Origin of the sequence: Flavobacterium sp. TAB 87 (genome assembly GCF_001529295.1) — a bacterium.
In the GTDB taxonomy this organism is placed as follows: domain Bacteria; phylum Bacteroidota; class Bacteroidia; order Flavobacteriales; family Flavobacteriaceae; genus Flavobacterium.
This window is the reverse complement of the sequence record NZ_LLWK01000029.1, coordinates 94,022-111,759: the sequence shown is the minus strand read 5'-3', so window position 1 is coordinate 111,759 and position 17,738 is coordinate 94,022. Positions and strand designations below refer to the sequence as shown.

Annotated in this window: 17 protein-coding genes; 12 read left to right on the top strand and 5 right to left on the bottom strand. The window is 34.1% G+C overall.

Annotated elements, in window-relative coordinates; genetic code table 11:
- Nucleotides 1-3: 3 nt before the first annotated feature.
- The 5 genes from AP058_RS02855 to AP058_RS02835 all read right to left on the bottom strand — a co-directional run bounded on the left by AP058_RS02855 (nucleotide 4) and on the right by AP058_RS02835 (nucleotide 5,148).
- Entirely contained in the window at nucleotides 4-873 is an 870-nt protein-coding gene (locus AP058_RS02855; RefSeq protein ID WP_066306751.1) for a rhomboid family intramembrane serine protease, read from the bottom strand.
- A 43-nt stretch (nucleotides 874-916) separates the two neighbouring features.
- Nucleotides 917-1,666 carry a rhomboid family intramembrane serine protease gene (locus AP058_RS02850; protein ID WP_082706554.1) on the bottom strand — a complete coding sequence of 250 codons (750 nt, stop codon included), beginning with the start codon at nucleotides 1,664-1,666 and terminating at the stop codon, nucleotides 917-919.
- Entirely contained in the window at nucleotides 1,663-3,531 is a 1,869-nt protein-coding gene (gene mutL / locus AP058_RS02845; RefSeq protein ID WP_066306750.1) for a DNA mismatch repair endonuclease MutL, read from the bottom strand. The genes AP058_RS02850 and mutL overlap by 4 nt, the downstream gene beginning before the upstream one ends.
- A gap of 160 nt (nucleotides 3,532-3,691) precedes the next feature.
- The gene (gene ribH / locus AP058_RS02840; protein ID WP_066306748.1) at nucleotides 3,692-4,264 is read right to left on the bottom strand and encodes a 6,7-dimethyl-8-ribityllumazine synthase; all 573 of its coding nucleotides are present in this window, start codon (nucleotides 4,262-4,264) and stop codon (nucleotides 3,692-3,694) included.
- Nucleotides 4,265-4,374: 110 nt separating this feature from the next.
- Nucleotides 4,375-5,148: a tetratricopeptide repeat protein gene (locus AP058_RS02835; protein ID WP_066306746.1), complete on the bottom strand. Its 774-nt coding sequence runs from the start codon at nucleotides 5,146-5,148 to the stop codon at nucleotides 4,375-4,377.
- A 247-nt stretch (nucleotides 5,149-5,395) separates the two neighbouring features.
- On the opposite strand from AP058_RS02835, the gene AP058_RS02830 reads away from it, so the two are divergent.
- From AP058_RS02830 to AP058_RS02775, 12 genes are all read left to right on the top strand, one after another.
- Nucleotides 5,396-6,475: a DNA replication/repair protein RecF gene (locus AP058_RS02830; protein WP_066306744.1), complete on the top strand. Its 1,080-nt coding sequence runs from the start codon at nucleotides 5,396-5,398 to the stop codon at nucleotides 6,473-6,475.
- Between the two features lie 82 nt (nucleotides 6,476-6,557).
- Nucleotides 6,558-7,259: a thioredoxin domain-containing protein gene (locus tag AP058_RS02825; protein ID WP_066306778.1), complete on the top strand. Its 702-nt coding sequence runs from the start codon at nucleotides 6,558-6,560 to the stop codon at nucleotides 7,257-7,259.
- Between the two features lie 6 nt (nucleotides 7,260-7,265).
- Nucleotides 7,266-7,943, top strand: a complete 678-nt coding sequence (locus AP058_RS02820; protein ID WP_066306742.1) for a DUF2461 domain-containing protein — start codon at nucleotides 7,266-7,268, stop codon at nucleotides 7,941-7,943.
- Nucleotides 7,944-7,947: 4 nt separating this feature from the next.
- Nucleotides 7,948-9,003, top strand: coding sequence for a glycosyltransferase (locus tag AP058_RS02815; protein WP_066306741.1), 1,056 nt, complete (start codon nucleotides 7,948-7,950; stop codon nucleotides 9,001-9,003).
- Between the two features lie 104 nt (nucleotides 9,004-9,107).
- Entirely contained in the window at nucleotides 9,108-10,121 is a 1,014-nt protein-coding gene (murB, locus tag AP058_RS02810; RefSeq protein ID WP_066306740.1) for a UDP-N-acetylmuramate dehydrogenase, read from the top strand.
- Nucleotides 10,122-10,131: 10 nt separating this feature from the next.
- Nucleotides 10,132-10,746: an FMN-binding negative transcriptional regulator gene (locus tag AP058_RS02805; protein ID WP_066306739.1), complete on the top strand. Its 615-nt coding sequence runs from the start codon at nucleotides 10,132-10,134 to the stop codon at nucleotides 10,744-10,746.
- Nucleotides 10,747-10,828: 82 nt separating this feature from the next.
- Nucleotides 10,829-11,935, top strand: a complete 1,107-nt coding sequence (locus AP058_RS02800) for a glycosyltransferase (RefSeq protein WP_066306776.1) — start codon at nucleotides 10,829-10,831, stop codon at nucleotides 11,933-11,935.
- Nucleotides 11,926-12,477, top strand: coding sequence for an RNA polymerase sigma factor (locus AP058_RS02795; RefSeq protein WP_066306736.1), 552 nt, complete (start codon nucleotides 11,926-11,928; stop codon nucleotides 12,475-12,477). The genes AP058_RS02800 and AP058_RS02795 overlap by 10 nt, the downstream gene beginning before the upstream one ends.
- A gap of 151 nt (nucleotides 12,478-12,628) precedes the next feature.
- Nucleotides 12,629-13,459, top strand: coding sequence for an energy transducer TonB (locus AP058_RS02790; protein ID WP_066306733.1), 831 nt, complete (start codon nucleotides 12,629-12,631; stop codon nucleotides 13,457-13,459).
- A 148-nt stretch (nucleotides 13,460-13,607) separates the two neighbouring features.
- A complete protein-coding gene (gene lipA / locus AP058_RS02785) occupies nucleotides 13,608-14,477 on the top strand; it encodes a lipoyl synthase (RefSeq protein WP_066306729.1) in 870 nt (289 codons plus the stop codon).
- A 59-nt stretch (nucleotides 14,478-14,536) separates the two neighbouring features.
- The gene (gene gap / locus AP058_RS02780) at nucleotides 14,537-15,541 is read left to right on the top strand and encodes a type I glyceraldehyde-3-phosphate dehydrogenase (protein WP_066306727.1); all 1,005 of its coding nucleotides are present in this window, start codon (nucleotides 14,537-14,539) and stop codon (nucleotides 15,539-15,541) included.
- A gap of 19 nt (nucleotides 15,542-15,560) precedes the next feature.
- On the top strand, nucleotides 15,561-17,738 hold the full coding sequence (locus tag AP058_RS02775; RefSeq protein WP_066306726.1) for an ATP-binding protein: 2,178 nt from the start codon (nucleotides 15,561-15,563) through the stop codon (nucleotides 17,736-17,738).

Genomic DNA, 17,738 nt, shown 5'->3' with positions numbered 1-17,738 from the left:
GGATTATTTTCCTGCTTTAAACAGAAATTCTTTTTCTTCTTTGGATAAACAATCATAACCCGACTGACTAATCTTATCTAAAATTTCGTCAATTTGTTGCTGTCTTTTGTCTTTGGTGACAATTCGAGAGGTTGCTTTTTCGACAGGTGGTTGCTGTCTGTAATTTTTATGTACTTTTCGGAAAGCCGTTGCAGGTTTTCTGTGAAACATATTGGCAAAAAAATCAATTACACGAGAAACAACTGTACTTACATCGGTTCCGTTTTGCAGTAATTTAATATATAAGAACCCGAAAAAAGCTCCCGCCAAGTGCGACATGTGTCCGCCCATATTATCCAAGCGAAACTGCATTAAGTCTAACACTAAAACAACAGCGGTGATGTGCCACAATTTTACATTGCCGACCAATATCATTCGAATTTGCATTAACGGCTGATAGGTCGTTACAGCAACCAAAATTGCCATAATAGCTGCGGAAGCACCTACGATTGAAGCATTATATCCTAAAATATAAAATGCAATAGCAAACACTACTCCTGCAAAAACAGCACTTAATAAATACAGTCCTAAATACTGTTTTTGAGTAAAAAAAGTAAGAAATAATGAACTCGCAAAATTCAGTATAATCATATTAAAGAATAAGTGCAGAAAACCGTCGTGCAAAAAAGCATAGGTTAAAAATGTCCATGGATAATAAATAACCTCAGAAGGACTTGAAGAAAGTGCCAACCAACTAGGAAAAATAAAAAATCCTTTTGAAAAGTGGTAGAAAAAAATTAGAGAAACGAGAAAACATCCTACATTCCAATAAATTACTCTTTTTGCAATGCCTCCTACTTTGTATTGTAACTTTAAATCATCAATTATACTCATAAACTATTTCCTATAATTTTTATTAAAATTAAAAAATTAAATCCTAATTCCAACGATTGTCATTGAACTCATTTTTCTTCCAATAATACATAATTAAAAATCCAGCTACAGCACCACCAACGTGTGCAAAATGCGCAATACCAGGCCCACTGCTGCCAAATAAAGAATTACCATTAATGCCTAAAAACAAATCGATACCCAAAAGTCCCGGCACGAAGTACTTCGCTTTGATCGGCACTGGGATAAACATCAAAGCCAACTCGGCATTAGGAAACATATATGCAAAAGCAACTAGAAGTCCATAGATAGCTCCAGAAGCTCCGACAACTGTGCCCAGATAAGCACCTGTAAAGTTTTTAAAATCAGAAACAGTCATAATTTCTTGCCACCTCGTATCAATTTTTCCTTGATCTAAAAGTTGCAAAATATCTGCCTTCGCAAAACCGTGTTCAGCTAAAACTGACAATCCTTCTTGAAAAAAGTAGTAGTTAACACCAGTGTGCAACAATGCTGCTCCTAAACCACAAGAAACGTAAAAAAACAAAAACTTTTTAGCTCCCCAAAAATGTTCCAGAGCTGATCCAAACGAATATAATGCAAACATATTAAATGCAATATGCATTAAGCCTCCGTGCATAAACATGTGGCTAATCGGCTGCCAGAATTTAAATTCGGGATTCTCTGGAAAAAACATGGCAAAAAAATCATACGAAATAGGCACTAATTGTGAGCCTATAAAAAAGATCACATTAATGATCAATAGTTGTTTAACAACGGGAGTGATTTTCATCATAAGGCAAATTTTTTATCGATATCTTCCACACGCATCGTGATGAAAGTTGGTTTTTGAAAAGGAGAAATATTAGGATCTTTACAAGCAAACAGTCCGTTTACTAAATTGTCTTGTTCTTTTTCGGTCATGTAAGAACCTGTTTTAATCGCCAAACTTTTGGCCATTGACTTTGCAATCGTATCGTTTTGACTGTAATTATTCTCGGGGACACCATCTTGTAAATCAGACAACAATTGCTCAATTACCATAGACACTTCACTTTCGGTAACATTTACTGGAATACCAGAAATCACGATGTGGTCTTCTGCATTTTCATCAAACACAAAACCTGTAGTAACCAATGATTGCTGTAACTCGTGCACTAATTCCATTTCGCTCGACGAAAAAAACAAATTTAAAGGAAACAATAGTTGCTGACTTAATGCCTGATTAACAGTCATATTTAATAAAAATTGCTCGTATAAAATGCGTTGGTGCGCGCGCTGCTGATCGACAATAACCATTCCTGATTTAATGGGCGATACAATATACTTTTTATGAATTTGATAGGTTTTCTGTACAACTTGCTCCACGTCATTGTCATTAAATAAAGACGAAGTTATGGTATCACTTTCAAACGAATGCGAAGCAATTTCTTCTGCATCATGCTTTAACCCCACATACAAACTTTCCCAACTCGCTGTTACTTCTGGCTTTTTGTACGAATACGAGTTACCACCGGCAGTCGCTGTCGTTTGCTTTCTAGGTGGTTCCACCATTTCAAACGGATTAAAATTACCATCGACCTGTATCGTTGGCGTTTCGCCATCCAAATCCTTGTAATGATAAGGTGTATCCAAATTAGAATCACGATCAAAATCCAATACTGGAGCTACATTAAATTGACCTAAACTATGCTTGATCGATGCGCGTAAAATAGCATATAGTGCTTGTTCATCATCAAATTTAATTTCTGTTTTTGTTGGATGAATATTTATATCAATAGTATTGGGTGGCACTTCAAGAAATAAAAAATAACTCGGTTGTGCACCGTCTTTTAAAATTCCATCGTAAGCAGCCATCACCGCATGATGCAAATAACCACTTTTTATGTAGCGATCATTCACAAAGAAAAACTGCTCTCCTCTACTCTTTTTAGCAAATTCGGGCTTGCATACAAATCCTTGCACTTTTACAATCTCAGTCTCTTCCTTTACAGGAACTAACTTTTCGTTTGTTTTGCCTCCAAAGATACCAACAATACGCTGGCGAAAACTAGCCGCAGGCAAATTGAACATTTCGCTTCCGTTATGATAAAAAGTAAAATGAATACTGGGATGCGCCAAAGCCACGCGTTGAAATTCATCCATAACATGGCGAAACTCAACAATGTCTGACTTCAAGAAATTACGCCTAGCAGGAATATTGAAAAATAAATTTTTAACTGCAAATGCGGTTCCTTTTGGTAACACTGCAGCGTCTTGCGAAACAAATTTACTGCCTTCAATAATAATGTGCGTTCCTAATTCTTCCTGGTCTTGCTTGGTTTTCATTTCCATGTGTGCAATTGCAGCAATAGAAGCCAATGCTTCACCTCGAAAACCTTTAGTGTGCAACGAAAACAAATCTTCGGCATGGCGAATTTTAGATGTTGCATGACGCTCAAAACATAAACGTGCGTCGGTAACCGTCATTCCTTGTCCGTTATCAATAACTTGAACCAATGACTTACCCGCATCTTTAATAATCAATTTGATATCAGTTGCTTTGGCATCAACGGCATTCTCAAGTAATTCTTTGACTACCGAAGCCGGTCTTTGAACCACTTCTCCAGCAGCAATTTGGTTGGCAACATGATCAGGAAGCAATTGTATAATACTCGACATTAATAGGGAATTGGATTTGTGTTTTTGAAATTTGGTAAAATAACCAAGAAGCACAAATTTAGCAAATTTTGATTGTCTTTTGGGGATTATAAACTCATAAATAAAACAAAAAACCCATACTATTTAGCACAGTATGGGTTACGATTTATATCGTTGTGTGTTATTCTTTCAGTTCCAACGGAGTACCTTCATCAATTTGAATAGCCCCCGAAGTCAACATCGGATTTTTATAATCATGCATCAAAGAAGCTTGATTGCGTAAAAAGGCCATTTTGATTGCTGCAATTGCAGCTTCAGTACCTTTGTTACCGTGAATTCCTCCACTTCTATCGATAGATTGTTGCTCGTTATTATCCGTTAAGACACAAAATATAACTGGCACATCCGTTTGTACATTCAAGTCCTTGATGCCTTGTGTCACTCCTTCACACACAAAATCAAAATGCTTAGTTTCTCCTTGAATTACGCATCCAATTACAATTACAGCATCCACGTTCTGTGTTTGTAACATTTTTTTGGCTCCATAAATTAGCTCAAAACTACCCGGAACATTCCAGCGAATAATATTTTGCTCGTGAACCTCATTATCAATTAAAGCATTATATGCACCATTATATAAACCTTCAGTCACTTTTTCATTCCATTCGGAAACGACTACTCCAAAACGGAAATTTTTTGCCTTCGGTAATTTGTTTTTATCGTATTCTGATAAATTTTTATTTGCAGTTGCCATGTTTACACTTTTTGATTAAGAAACTAAAGTTAAAAAAATAAAGGTTAGAAGCGAGAAGAAATTTATACATTTCTAATAACTTCTAACCTTCACTACAATTTATTGTCGTATTACTGAGCCAAACCAATCAAGGCATCAACAGAAGAACCTTCTGGAGTTGCTTCGTACTTTTCTTTGATTTCATTAAAATATTTCAAAGCATCATCCTTTTTCCCTAAAGACAAAGCAGTTTTTCCAGCTTTTAATAAAAAACGTGGCGTTGTAAAATCGTTTTTATTATAATCTGAAGCTTTTACGTAATAGTCTAAAGCTTCTTTTGGTTGATTTTTTTGAGAGTAAGCATCACCAATTGCTCCTTTTGCCAAAGCTCCCAAGATCATATCATCTGATTTGAAGTTTTCTAAAAATTCGATCGCTTGATCATATTTACCCGTGTTCAAATAAGAAATACCAGCATAATAATTTGCTAAATTTCCAGCAGCTGTGCTCGAGTATTCATCAGCAATTTTCAAGAATCCAAATTTACCTTCAGAACCGTTTAAAGCTAAATTATATAATGAATCACTTGCTACACCGTTTGTCGCTTTTTCAAAATTTTGTTGTGCAACGAACATTTCGCTAGCAGCATCAAGTTCTTTTGGAGCAGCAATAAATTTTTGGTAAGCCAAATATCCAATTGTTAAAATAGCAATACCTGCTACTAAACCAATAATGATGTTTTGATTTTTAGCAACAAAATCTTCCGTTTTAGAAGCAGTTTCGTCTAATTTTGAGAACACTTCAGCAGTAGTACTGTCTTTTTCATCAATGATAACGTCTTCTACCGTATCTTTAACTTCTTTTTCCTTAGGTGCTTTATATCCTCTTTTATTGTAAGTTGCCATTTAAAAAATTAATTTAGTGAACGGCAAAAATAAAATTTTTATTGAGACCTACGTAATAAAAAACGATTTTATATTTATTTTAAATATTTTTTTCTACAGAACGCAAAACTTACTGTCTTTTTAGTGCTAATTTATTCCATTTCCCAATCTTTAAAGTACTAGAATCTCGATATTTTTTGATAATTTGCAAGACTTTTTAAAAAGTTTCTTCAAAAACATAAACAATTACCACAGCGCACTTTACCACATGTATTTAAAAAAAATAGCCTTATTTAACTATAAAAATTTTGACGAAGCCAGCTTTCAATTTGACTCTAAAATAAACTGCTTCGTTGGAAAAAACGGAATTGGCAAAACAAATGTACTCGACGCAATTTATCACTTGGCTTATGGAAAAAGTTATTTTAACCCTCTAGCGGTACAAAACATCAAACATGGCGAAGAATTTTTTGTGATTGACGCCGAATTAGAAAAGAATGAACGCAATGAACAAATTGTTTGTAGCTTAAAAAAAGGACAGAAAAAAATACTAAAACGCAACGGCAAAGCCTACGATAAATTTTCGGATCATATTGGTTTTATTCCGTTAGTAATTATTTCTCCTGCAGATCGGGATTTAATAGTTGAAGGAAGCGAAACTCGCAGAAAATTTATGGACAGTGTGATTTGCCAACTCGACGCTCCATACTTGCAGCAACTTATTCAATATCAAAAAATAATTGTGCAGCGTAATGCTTTATTAAAGTATTTTGCTCTCAATCATGTTTTTGACAACGACACGCTATCTATATATAATGAGCAACTGAATGTTTTAGGAAAAGCGGTTTTTGAAAAAAGAAAAAACTTCATCGCCGAATTCATTCCAATTTTCAACAAACACCATCAAAGCATTACCGGAAATAATGAAACGGTTCAAGTTGTTTACGAAAGTAGCTTGTTTGAAAAAGAACTGCTTACTCTTTTACAAGAAAATATTGGTAAAGATCGAGCTTTGCAATATACAAGCGTCGGTATTCATAAGGACGATTTACTTTTCGAAATTGATGCGCATCCGATAAAAAAATTTGGCTCGCAAGGACAACAAAAATCATTTTTGATTGCGTTGAAATTAGCTCAATTTGAATTTTTAAAAAAACAAAGTGGCGTAAAACCTATTTTACTTTTTGATGATATTTTTGATAAATTAGACGAAAGTCGTGTTGCTAAAATAGTAGAAATGGTAAACACCGATACTTTTGGACAATTATTTATTTCAGACACACATCCAGAACGGACCGAAACTATTGTAAAATCAACACATCAATCGTACAAAATATTTAATTTATGATTGTATAGGGTTTTCAAAAATTAAAAAATCCTTATTTTAGCACAAACATAAAATGACCCCTAACAAAATAAATACTACATACATGAAAATTTCACAAATCTTAGTACTAATTACGGCCTTTATTGTTGCCTCTTGCAACGGACAAGCAGATAAAAAGATTGAAGTTCTTGCGCCCAAAGCATTTAGCGAAAAAATACACACAACAGCTAATGCACAAATTTTGGATGTTCGAACTCCAGAAGAGTTTTCGGGCGAACACCTTGAAAACGCAATCAATGTAGACTGGAAACAAAGTGACTTTGAAACTAAAGCAGCAGAATACGACAAATCAAAACCTGTTTTTGTGTATTGTTTGAGTGGTGGTAGAAGTAAAAAAGCTTCGGAAAAATTAAGTGAAATGGGCTTTACAACCATTTATGAATTGGAAGGTGGAATTATGAAATGGAATTCTGCTGGACTTGGCAAGCCACTAGACAAAGTAGTTGGAATGACCAAAGCTGACTACCTAAAAATGATTACGAGTGATAAAAAAGTACTAGTCGACTTTTATGCAGAATGGTGTGGACCTTGTAAAAAGATGGAGCCGTACTTGACTAAAATGGGCACAGATCCAGCTAGTGAAGTGCTTGTGATTAGAATTGATGTTGACAAAAACAAAACGTTAGCTACCGAAATGAAAATCGATCAATTGCCTGCATTAATCTTGTATAATAACAAGAAGGAAGAGCAATGGAGAAATTTTGGATACATTAGTGAGCAAGATTTAGTAAAAAAAATACAATAGTAAAATATGCTAACCATAGAATCACTCCAATTTTTAGATGATTTAAAAAACAATAACAATAGAGATTGGTTTTTAGAAAACAAAAAAAGGTATGAAATTTTCAAAACCGACTACCATCAATTGATTGGTGATTTTTTGGATGCTATGAAACCTTTAGACCCTTCCTTAGAACTGTTAGAAGTCAAAAATTGTACATTTCGTATTAATCGCGACATTCGTTTTTCTAAAGATAAGTCACCTTATAAATCACATTTAGGTATCTGGATTTCTAGTGGAATTAAAGGTTTGAATCGATCTGGGTATTACATTCACATCGAAAAAGACGCTAGCTTTATTGCAGGCGGATTGTATTCTCCCGAATCAGATGATTTAAAGAAAATTAGAAAAGAAATTGCCTTTTTTTATGACGATTTAGAAACTGTTTTAGCCGAGAAAACATTCAAGAAAGAATTTGGCACTTTAGATGTTAACGAAAGAAATTCGCTCAAAAATCCACCACGAGGATATGACAAAGAGCACCCCGCAATTTCTTTTTTAAAATTAAAGAGCTTTACGGCGAGTCAAAAAATAGATAGAGCTGAATTTTTAAAGTCTGATTTTGTTACTAAAATGAGCGCAAAGCTACTTGCTTTAAAACCTTTAAATGATTTCTTGAACCGTGGTTTAGCAACAGACGAATTTTAGGCGGATGCAAAAAAGAAAAATACTTTTCTTAGGCGAGTCTTATCGCGCAGACGCTATTACGTGGATGAACGGATTAAAAGAATTTGGCGATTTTGAAATAATTACATGGGAACTTCAAACTCCAAATAGCTCTAAACTGAAACGTATATTCGAATATAGTACAGCTCTTTTTTCCATAAAAAAAATAATTCGAATCGAAAAACCAGATATGGTTGTCGCAGAAAGAACTACGAGTTATGGTTTTTTGGCGGCTTTATCAGGTTCTAAAAATACCGCTATTGCGCAACAAGGACGTACCGACTTATGGCCAGAAAATTCTAAGCTGCTGCCTTTTAAAAAACTCATTCAGAAATTTGCGTTTCAAAAAGCACACCTTATTCACGCTTGGGGAGAAGTAATGACTGTTTCTATGAAAGCAATTGGAGTAGACATGAACAAAGTTTTGGTACTCTCCAAAGGAATTGACTTGGATGTTTTTACTCCTTCTCAAAAAAAATTCGATACAATACAAGCAATTGTAACGCGATCTTTGCAACCAGAATACCGACATGATAATATTTTAAAAGCATTTTCTATCGTAAACAAAAAGGGAATTGACTTCTCCCTGACTATTGTTGGCGACGGCTCTAGATTAAATAATTTGAAGGCTTTAGCCAAAGAATTACATATTGAGAATAAAGTGATTTTTACCGGAAGAATCCCAAATTCTCAATTACCAAACTTGCTGCAACAAGCAACTATTTATGTTAGCATGCCTATCACAGAAGGAGTGTCTGCATCTTTGTTCGAAGCCATGGCTTGCAATTGTTACCCTATTGTTTCTGAAATTGCAGGCAATCAAAGTTGGATTAGTTCAGGAAATAATGGCCATTTGGTTGCAATTGATAACGCTCAAAAATTAGCAGAAGCATTAATTTGGGCAAAAAACAACGACACTATTTGTCAAAAAGCTATTTTTGAAAATAGAAAAATGGTTGAAGAAAAAGCGAGTTACAAGATAAACATGAAAATTATTTCGGACAAATACCACGAATTAATCGATCGCAATTCGGCTGAATAAACTTTCAAATCAGTACGTTGATATTTTCAGCAATCTCCATACAACTCAATTATAATTCTTACTTTTGAAGTCTTAAAATACTCTTCAAAAAATAGTTCGTTTTTATGAAAATAACTGCTGATTTTTCTTTAAAAAATTACAACACTTTTGGTATCGAAGTCCTTGCATCAGAATTCATATCGGTTCATACGATTGAAGAGTTGAAAACTGTTTTGGCAGAAAACAAAACAAAGGAAAAATTTATTTTAGGCGGCGGAAGCAACATGCTTTTAACCAAAAATATTGATGCCTTAGTTATTCATATTGATTTGAAAGGAAAAAGAATCATTGAAGAAAATGATGAATTTGTTCTTGTTGAAAGTCAAGCGGGCGAAAATTGGCACGAATTTGTTCTGTGGACAATCGATCAAAATTTCGGGGGATTGGAAAACATGTCCTTGATTCCAGGAAATGTGGGTACGACTCCTGTACAAAACATTGGCGCTTACGGAACGGAAATAAAAGACACTTTTATTTCTTGCGAGGCAATGAACATAGAGAATCAAGAAATAAAAATCTTCAACAAAGCCGAGTGCAATTTTGGTTATCGGGAAAGTGTTTTTAAAAATGAAATAAAAAATCAATACATAATTACGTCAGTCGTTTATAAACTGACCAAGCACGAACATAAAATTAATACGTCTTACGGTGATATTTTAGGTGAATTAAACAAACAAAATATCTCGATACCTACTTTAAAAGACGTGAGTAATGCTGTAATTACCATCAGACAAAGTAAATTACCAGACCCCAAAGAATTGGGAAATAGCGGAAGCTTCTTTAAAAATCCGATTATACTAAAATCTGATTTTGAGAAAATTCATCAGCAATTTCCTGAAATGAAATTTTATGAAGTATCAGAAACTGAAGTAAAAGTACCGGCTGGTTGGCTAATTGAACAAACTGGTTTAAAAGGAAAACGTTTTGGTGACGCAGGCATTCATAAAAACCAAGCGCTCGTTTTGGTTAATTATGGAAATGCCACAGGTCAAGAAATTTTGGCCGTTTCAAAAAAAGTGCAAGATACCGTCTTTGAGATCTTCGGTATTCGAATTGAAGCAGAAGTAAATGTAATTTAAGCACAAAACAATGTATATCCCTAAGACTTATAAAAACGAAAATCCAGATGAAATTCGTGCTTTTTTAAAAGCGAATGGGTTCGGAATTTTAGTCAATCAAACCAACGGAAAATTGTGGGCTACTCATATTCCCATGATTTTGGACACCGACGATAATGGCAACGAAATTTTACACAGTCATATTTCTAAACTAAATCCACAAGCTGAAGGTTTTACAGAAAACGACCAAGTTCTAGCCATTTTTTCGGGATCGCACAGCTATATTTCTTCGTCTTGGTACGATCATGAAAATGTTCCGACTTGGAATTACAGTGCCGTTCATATATATGGTCGAATTAAAATTGTAGAACAGGAGTCTGCTCTTCGATCCTTAAAAAAATTAGTAGATCGCTACGAAGCCAATTCTGAGAAACCAATTCGCATTGAGAATTTATCCGAGAAAACAATGCAAGAAGCTAGAGGTATTATTGGTTTCGAAATTGAAATTGAAGAGATTCAAGCAGTCAAGAAACTATCCCAAAATCGAGACGATAAAAATTATAAAAACATCATTTCTGAATTAGAAAAAACCCAAGATATGCAAGCGATTGCTGTTGCTAAAGAAATGGGGAAATGTAGAAAGTAAATCAATTTTCTTTATTGAAAATCGGCAATTCCTACCTACATTTGCACTCGCAAGTTTCAAATTAAAAAGACATATAAATCAAATGCTTACAATTATTTTCTTCTTTTTTATTGCAATAGTTGTCATCCAACTTTCTTATTACCTTGGTATTTTTGCGAAATTTTCTTTTGCGAAACCACAAAACTTCACCTCTAAAAAAATTTCTGTCTCGGTAATTGTTTGCGCAAAAAATGAAGAGGAAAATGTCAAAAAATACATTCCAATTCTTGCCGAGCAAAATTATCCTGATTTCGAGATTGTATTAATAGACGATGCTTCAAGCGATGAAACTTTAGAAGTTTTTGAAGAATTCGAAAAAACGTATCCTAATATTCGCTTGGTTAAAGTAAAGAACAACGAAGCATTTTGGGGAAATAAAAAATACGCATTAACGCTTGGCATAAAAGCTGCAAAAAAAGAATATTTATTGTTTACTGATGCCGATTGCTATCCAACCTCTAACGAATGGATTACCGCAATGACTTCGCAATTTACGATGAATAAAACTATCGTTTTGGGGTACGGTGGTTACGAAAAAATAGAGCATTCTTTTATCAATAAAATTATTCGATTTGAAACCGTACTTACGGCACTTCAATATTTCTCATGGGCCAAAATCGGAAATCCATATATGGGTGTGGGTCGCAATTTAGCCTACAAAAAAGAAGAATTTTTTAATGTAAATGGATTCATAAAACACATTCAAGTTCGTTCTGGAGACGATGATTTATTTATAAACGAAGCTGCGAATGCTCACAATACAACGATATCTTTCACTCCAGAAAGCTTTACTTATTCTAAACCAAAAGAAACGTACAAAGAGTGGTTCAATCAAAAGAGAAGACACGTTTCGACGGCAAAATTTTATAAAATGTTCGACCAAATTCAGCTGGGCATTTTTTACTGTTCGCAATTCTTATTTTTACTTTTAGCGATTATTTTATTTGCATTTCAATTTCAGTGGATGATTGTGTTGCCTTTATTTTTACTTCGTTATTTGGCTTCTTGGCTTGTCGTGGGTTTCTCTGCAAAGAAATTTCAAGAAAAAGACCTAACAATTTGGTTTCCTGTATTAGAAATAGTGCTTATATTCACGCAAATCAATATCTTTATAACTAATATTTTTTCAAAACCAGTACATTGGAAATAAATTCTAAAATTGAAGAAGCGAAAAAAGGAGACCAAATTGCCTTTACTTTTTTATTAGATCGGTACTGGAATGAGGTTTACGGATTCTTACTCAAACGAACCGAAAACGAAACCACTGCCGAAGATATTACCATCGAAACTTTCTCGAAAGCATTTGATAAAATTGGCACTTATAATTCTGAATTTCAATTCAACACTTGGTTGATTGCCATTGCCAAAAACGTTCACATCGATTTATTACGCAAAAAAAAGTATAATCTTTTTGTACCCATTTCAGATCATGAAGATCAGCAAGCATATAATGTTGCCGACACTGCTCCTACTGCTGAAGACGAATTAATTACGGAGCAAAATCTTTCGCGTTTGCTGCGCTGCATCAAAGAATTAAAGCCACATTACCAAGAAGTAATTCAATTACGCTATTTTCAGGAACTTACTTACCAAGAAATTGCCCAAAAAATTGGTGAACCTTTGAGCAATGTAAAAATTAAGTTATTACGTGCTAAAAAATTGTTAGCAGAAATTATCAAAACTAAAAGATAATTCAGTAGCTTTATAAAAAGAATAAACAATTCTACGTTTATTTCTTAATTCATTCCATATTACTAAATATTAGTATTATCATTTTTACTTACTTAAAAGTTGTTTTTGCTTATGATTTAACTGCTACTTAACCTTTTAAACCCCATGAATTATGTCAAAATCAAGTATCTATGAAAACAGTTGGATTGATATTGTTTTCGAAAACAAGAACAAGGAATATGGTGCATATCAACTGCGTCATGACAATTTAAAGACTTCATTTACAGCGCTTTTAATGGGTTTATTATTTGTGGCTAGCGTAACTTCTGTTCTGTTTTTTGTAAATAAAATTAAAAATCCGATTAGTGTAAATCCAGTTGACATTCCAATCATCGATGAGACCATTCATGTTACAAAAGTCGATTTGCACGAAGAACCAGAGCGCGCAGCTCCAGTACTACCCACAACACAAGTGACACCGCCTGCTCCTATCACTATAAAAAGTCAGTTGGTTAATCCTGTAATTGTAAAAAGTGATTTAGTTGTTGCCGATATCGCAAAAGCGAGTGATAATGTGATTCCAGTAAACCAAGATAGTACTGGATCTGGAACTGAACTAAGTACTTTCCCGAGGGTTGGAACCGAAAATGGAACAGCGACTACTGGAAATCTTGATCCAGGCACGGGTATTATTAATAGCAATGCTGTCGATGTAATGCCGGCTTTTCCTGGCGGAATTGACAAATTTTATAAGTATGTCGGTACTACCTTTAGACAGCCCGATTTAGAATCTGATCAAGTTTTTCGCGTTTATGTTTCTTTCGTAATCGAAAAAGATGGCACTATGACTGCTATTAAAGTTTTAAAAGATCCTGGTTTCGGCTTAGGAAAAGAAGCCATTCGAGTATTGCAATCTTTAAAAACAAAATGGAGTCCTGGAATTGTAAATTCTAAACCTGTACGAACAGCGTACAATTTACCTATTATAATTAAAGCGCAATAATTATTAAAAGCAGGTCTTCGGTCCTGCTTTTTTATTTAAAGTCGCATAAAAACCAGTCGTTATTGCTTAAATTGAGAAACAAGATAACGCGTTGTTAAACTCTATTTTAAAACTACATTCCGTATCTTTGTGCTTTGAATTTTTATATATGGAAAACGTTGTAGAAAATAATTTACCTGTTGCAAAACCCAAATGGCTAAAGGTAAAATTACCAATCGGAAAAAAATATACAGAGCTTCGCAGCTTAGTCGATAAATACAGTTTAAATACCATTTGTACTTCTGGAAGTTGCCCAAATATGGGTGAATGCTGGGGAGAAGGAACGGCTACTTTTATGATTTTGGGAAACATTTGTACTCGTTCGTGCGGATTTTGCGGTGTAAAAACTGGAAGGCCAGAAACCGTTGATTGGGATGAACCAGAGAAAGTAGCGCGTTCTATCAAATTAATGAACATCAAGCATGCTGTTGTTACTAGTGTGGATCGCGATGATTTAAAAGATGGAGGTTCTATTATCTGGAACGAAACCGTGAAAGCGATTCGCAGAATGAATCCCACTACTACTTTAGAAACTTTAATTCCCGATTTTCAAGGAATTGAACGGAATATAGATCGTATCATAGCTGCCAATCCGGAAGTAGTTTCGCATAATATGGAAACCGTTAGACGCTTGACACGTGAAGTTCGTATACAAGCAAAATACGACCGCAGTCTCGATGTGTTGCGTTATTTAAAAGAAAAAGGAATCAACAGAACCAAATCTGGAATTATGTTAGGTTTGGGCGAATTGGAGGAAGAGGTTTTTCAAACGATGAGAGATTTGCGAGACGCAAATGTAGATGTCGTTACTATTGGACAATATTTACAACCCAGTAAAAAACATTTGCCAGTAAAAGAATTTATTACTCCCGATCAATTTGCCAAATACGAAAAATACGGACTCGAATTGGGTTTCCGCCATGTTGAAAGTGGACCATTAGTTCGTTCTTCATACAAAGCACAAAAACATATTTTATAAAAAGCTGATTCGTTTAATCGTTTATTTCTTTAAACGATTAAACGATTAAAAAAATAACTTTGAAAACAAGAATTGCAATAAATGGTTTTGGAAGAATTGGTCGCAATTTATTCCGTCTTTTACTAAATCATCCTGAAATTGAAGTTGTTGCAATAAATGATATTGCCGACACCAAAACAATGGCGCATTTAACTAAATACGATAGCATTCACGGTGTTTTACCTTTTTCAGTAGAATCAGATGAAAAAGGAATTATTGTAGATGGAAAGCATTACTTATTTTTTCACGAGAGAGCCATTACAGGATTAGATTGGAAAGAAAATAAAATTGATTTTGTTGTTGAATGTACGGGTAAATTTAAAACCCACGAAGAATTACAACAGCACATTACATCTGGTGCAAAGCGAGTAATTCTATCCGCTCCGTCAGAAGTAGATACTATAAAAACAGTTGTTTTGGGCGTTAATGAAAACATCCTAGACGGCACGGAGCAAATCATCTCCAATGCAAGTTGCACAACCAATAATGCAGCGCCGATGATTCAAATCATTAATGATTTATGCGGAATCAAGCAAGCATACATCACTACTATTCACTCCTTTACGACAGACCAGAGCCTTCACGACCAGCCACATAAGGATTTACGTCGTGCCAGAGGTGCTAGCCAATCAATTGTACCAACAACTACAGGTGCAGCTAAGGCTTTAACAAAAATTTTCCCTAAATTGCAGAATAAAATTGGTGGCTGCGGCATTAGAGTTCCTGTTCCAGATGGTTCGCTAACAGACATTACAGTCAATGTAAAACGAGCAGTTACTATAGAAGAAATTAATAAAGCTTTTGAAATTGCGAGTCAAACCACTTTGAAGGGCATTTTAGCGTATACTGAAGATCCAATTGTATCGGTGGATGTAATTGGCAATACAAATTCCTGCGTATTTGACGCGCAATTGACCTCCGTTATCGATAAAATGGTAAAAGTGGTGGGATGGTATGACAATGAAATAGGCTACTCTTCGCGATTAATAGATTTAATACTACTGATTCGTAAAACGATTAATTAAAGTTTAAAATAGGTATTCGATGGGAAGAAATTATCTTTTGACACTTTTTTGTTTTTTCCAACTTGCCTTATTTGCGCAAACGAACAAACCATTTGACAGCATTTCGTACTTTAATAAAATTATTAATTTTAACCTATCACTGAAAAAAGTTGATAAAGCACTTTTTTACACTAATAAATCAATTGCTTTTTCTGAAAAAAATAACCTAACGAGAAACGCTGCTTTTCAAACCTTCAAACTAGGAAAAATTCAATATTTAAATAAAAGCTTTACCGCTGCAGACGCTAGTTTTCGCAAAAGTATTGCTTATTTTGACAAAATTAAACTCGAAAACACCAAAGGTTTAGCTTATTATTATTTAGGGCTAACTACTATTTCTAGAGAAGATTTTAAGCAAGCAGAAGAACATTTTTTGCAATCGGAAGCTATTTTTAAAAATTTAGGAATTGTAGATACACTGGAGAGTCTGAACATTAAAAAAGCAACTGCATACCAACAAAAAAAGCAATATGCCTTAGCTAAAGATGCGTTAGTAAAAACCATTGATAAAGAAGAATCTGCAACTTCTATCAAAGCGAAGTCCGAAGCCTTATTTCAATTGGGTATTCTTGAAACAAAACTTAAAAGCGATTCTGCAATTATTCACTTCGAGGACGCATTAGAACTAAACTCAAGAAGAGACGATCTCAAGCAAAAAACAAAAATTCTGTTAGCGATTAGTAAATATTACAAAAGCAGACACGATTACGACCGCGCTTACACCTATCTCGAAGAACATTTTCAATTAAAAAATCATGTGCAGCAAGTAGAGAATGCTAAATTGGATTTTCTAGCTTACAAGACGTACAAAAAAAGTGAACTTTTAGGAGAAGCCCATAAACTCGAAAAGATAAAAATTGAAGAACAAAACGAAGCAAAATACAGTCAGCTAATAAGTATTCTTGCTATCGGATTAATTTCTATCTTATCTCTTTTGAGCTTGTCTTTATATAAAAACAATATTATTCGGAATCAAAATAATATTGTTTTAAAGGAAAAGAATCGAGAATTAATTATTGCTAAAAATAAGGCAGAAAAAGCCTCGAAGGCGAGAGCCGAATTTTTATCGACTGTCAGTCATGAATTGCGAACGCCACTTAATGCAATTAATGGAATTGCGCACTTGTTAATTGAAGACAATCCGAAAAAATCACAAATTGGCTACCTAGAATCACTACGATTCTCTGGTAATTATTTGACTACTTTTATTAATGAGATTCTAGAAATTAACAGAATCGAATCTAATAAATTAGAAGTAGAGCAAATTAGTTTTAATTTAAAAGAGTTAATGATTAATATAAAAAGTTCCTTAAAAGAACTTGCTTACGTTAACCAAAACAACTTTCAGCTAATAATTGACCCAACCATTCCTGACAATCTAATTGGTGATCCAACCAAATTAGCTCAGATCGTAATGAACTTGATTAATAATGCTTTAAAATTCACTCAGAATGGCGAAGTAAAAGTAATCGTTACTTTAAATTCTATTGAAACTGAAACAATAGCACTACTTGATTTTGAAATCATTGATACTGGTATAGGGATTCCTGCAGATAAATTACACTCCGTTTTTGAAAGTTTTTCTCAGGGCTCTATAGAAGTGAATCGTAAATATGGAGGAACTGGTTTAGGTTTAACTATTGTTAAACGATTGGTAGAAGTTCTAGGTGGAAAAATAAAACTAAAAAGTGAAGTTGATAAAGGATCTAGTTTTACGTTTAGTTTGAAATTTGAAATTAATTTTGCAGCCATTGCTGTAAAAGAAGCACTAACTTACAACGCTGAAGTTTTAAAGAATAAAAGAATACTATTGATTGAAGACAACAAAATCAATCAGATGATCACCAAAAAAATGTTGGAAAACAAAGAAATGGAATGCATCATAATTGACAATGGCGAATTGGCGATCGAAACTTTAAAAACTGAAAAATACGACCTTATTTTAATGGACGTTCATTTACCTGGAATTAACGGAACTACCGCAACCCAAGAAATTCGAGAATTTAATACCGATACGCCAATCATTGCATTGACAGCTATTTCGCTAGAAGAAAATCGGGAGTCGCTATTGGCCTTCGGAATGAATGATGTAATTACGAAACCTTTTGTCCCCGAAGAATTTTATGCCACAATTGCAGAACATTTAGAAGCCAATTAA

Excerpts from the sequence above, each read along its gene's own strand:
- AP058_RS02820 (WP_066306742.1), top strand. The coding sequence starts at position 7,266 with ATGCTAACCATAGAATCACTCCAATTTTTAGATGATTTAAAAAACAAT.
- lipA (WP_066306729.1), top strand. The coding sequence starts at position 13,608 with ATGGAAAACGTTGTAGAAAATAATTTACCTGTTGCAAAACCCAAATGG.
- AP058_RS02835 (WP_066306746.1), bottom strand. The coding sequence starts at position 5,148 with ATGGCAACTTACAATAAAAGAGGATATAAAGCACCTAAGGAAAAAGAA.
- AP058_RS02830 (WP_066306744.1), top strand. The coding sequence starts at position 5,396 with ATGTATTTAAAAAAAATAGCCTTATTTAACTATAAAAATTTTGACGAA.
- murB (WP_066306740.1), top strand. The coding sequence starts at position 9,108 with ATGAAAATAACTGCTGATTTTTCTTTAAAAAATTACAACACTTTTGGT.
- mutL (WP_066306750.1), bottom strand. The coding sequence starts at position 3,531 with ATGTCGAGTATTATACAATTGCTTCCTGATCATGTTGCCAACCAAATT.
- AP058_RS02800 (WP_066306776.1), top strand. The coding sequence starts at position 10,829 with ATGCTTACAATTATTTTCTTCTTTTTTATTGCAATAGTTGTCATCCAA.
- ribH (WP_066306748.1), bottom strand. The coding sequence starts at position 4,264 with ATGGCAACTGCAAATAAAAATTTATCAGAATACGATAAAAACAAATTA.
- AP058_RS02805 (WP_066306739.1), top strand. The coding sequence starts at position 10,132 with ATGTATATCCCTAAGACTTATAAAAACGAAAATCCAGATGAAATTCGT.
- AP058_RS02815 (WP_066306741.1), top strand. The coding sequence starts at position 7,948 with ATGCAAAAAAGAAAAATACTTTTCTTAGGCGAGTCTTATCGCGCAGAC.
- AP058_RS02775 (WP_066306726.1), top strand. The coding sequence starts at position 15,561 with ATGGGAAGAAATTATCTTTTGACACTTTTTTGTTTTTTCCAACTTGCC.
- AP058_RS02855 (WP_066306751.1), bottom strand. The coding sequence starts at position 873 with ATGAGTATAATTGATGATTTAAAGTTACAATACAAAGTAGGAGGCATT.
- AP058_RS02790 (WP_066306733.1), top strand. The coding sequence starts at position 12,629 with ATGTCAAAATCAAGTATCTATGAAAACAGTTGGATTGATATTGTTTTC.
- AP058_RS02850 (WP_082706554.1), bottom strand. The coding sequence starts at position 1,666 with ATGATGAAAATCACTCCCGTTGTTAAACAACTATTGATCATTAATGTG.
- AP058_RS02825 (WP_066306778.1), top strand. The coding sequence starts at position 6,558 with ATGAAAATTTCACAAATCTTAGTACTAATTACGGCCTTTATTGTTGCC.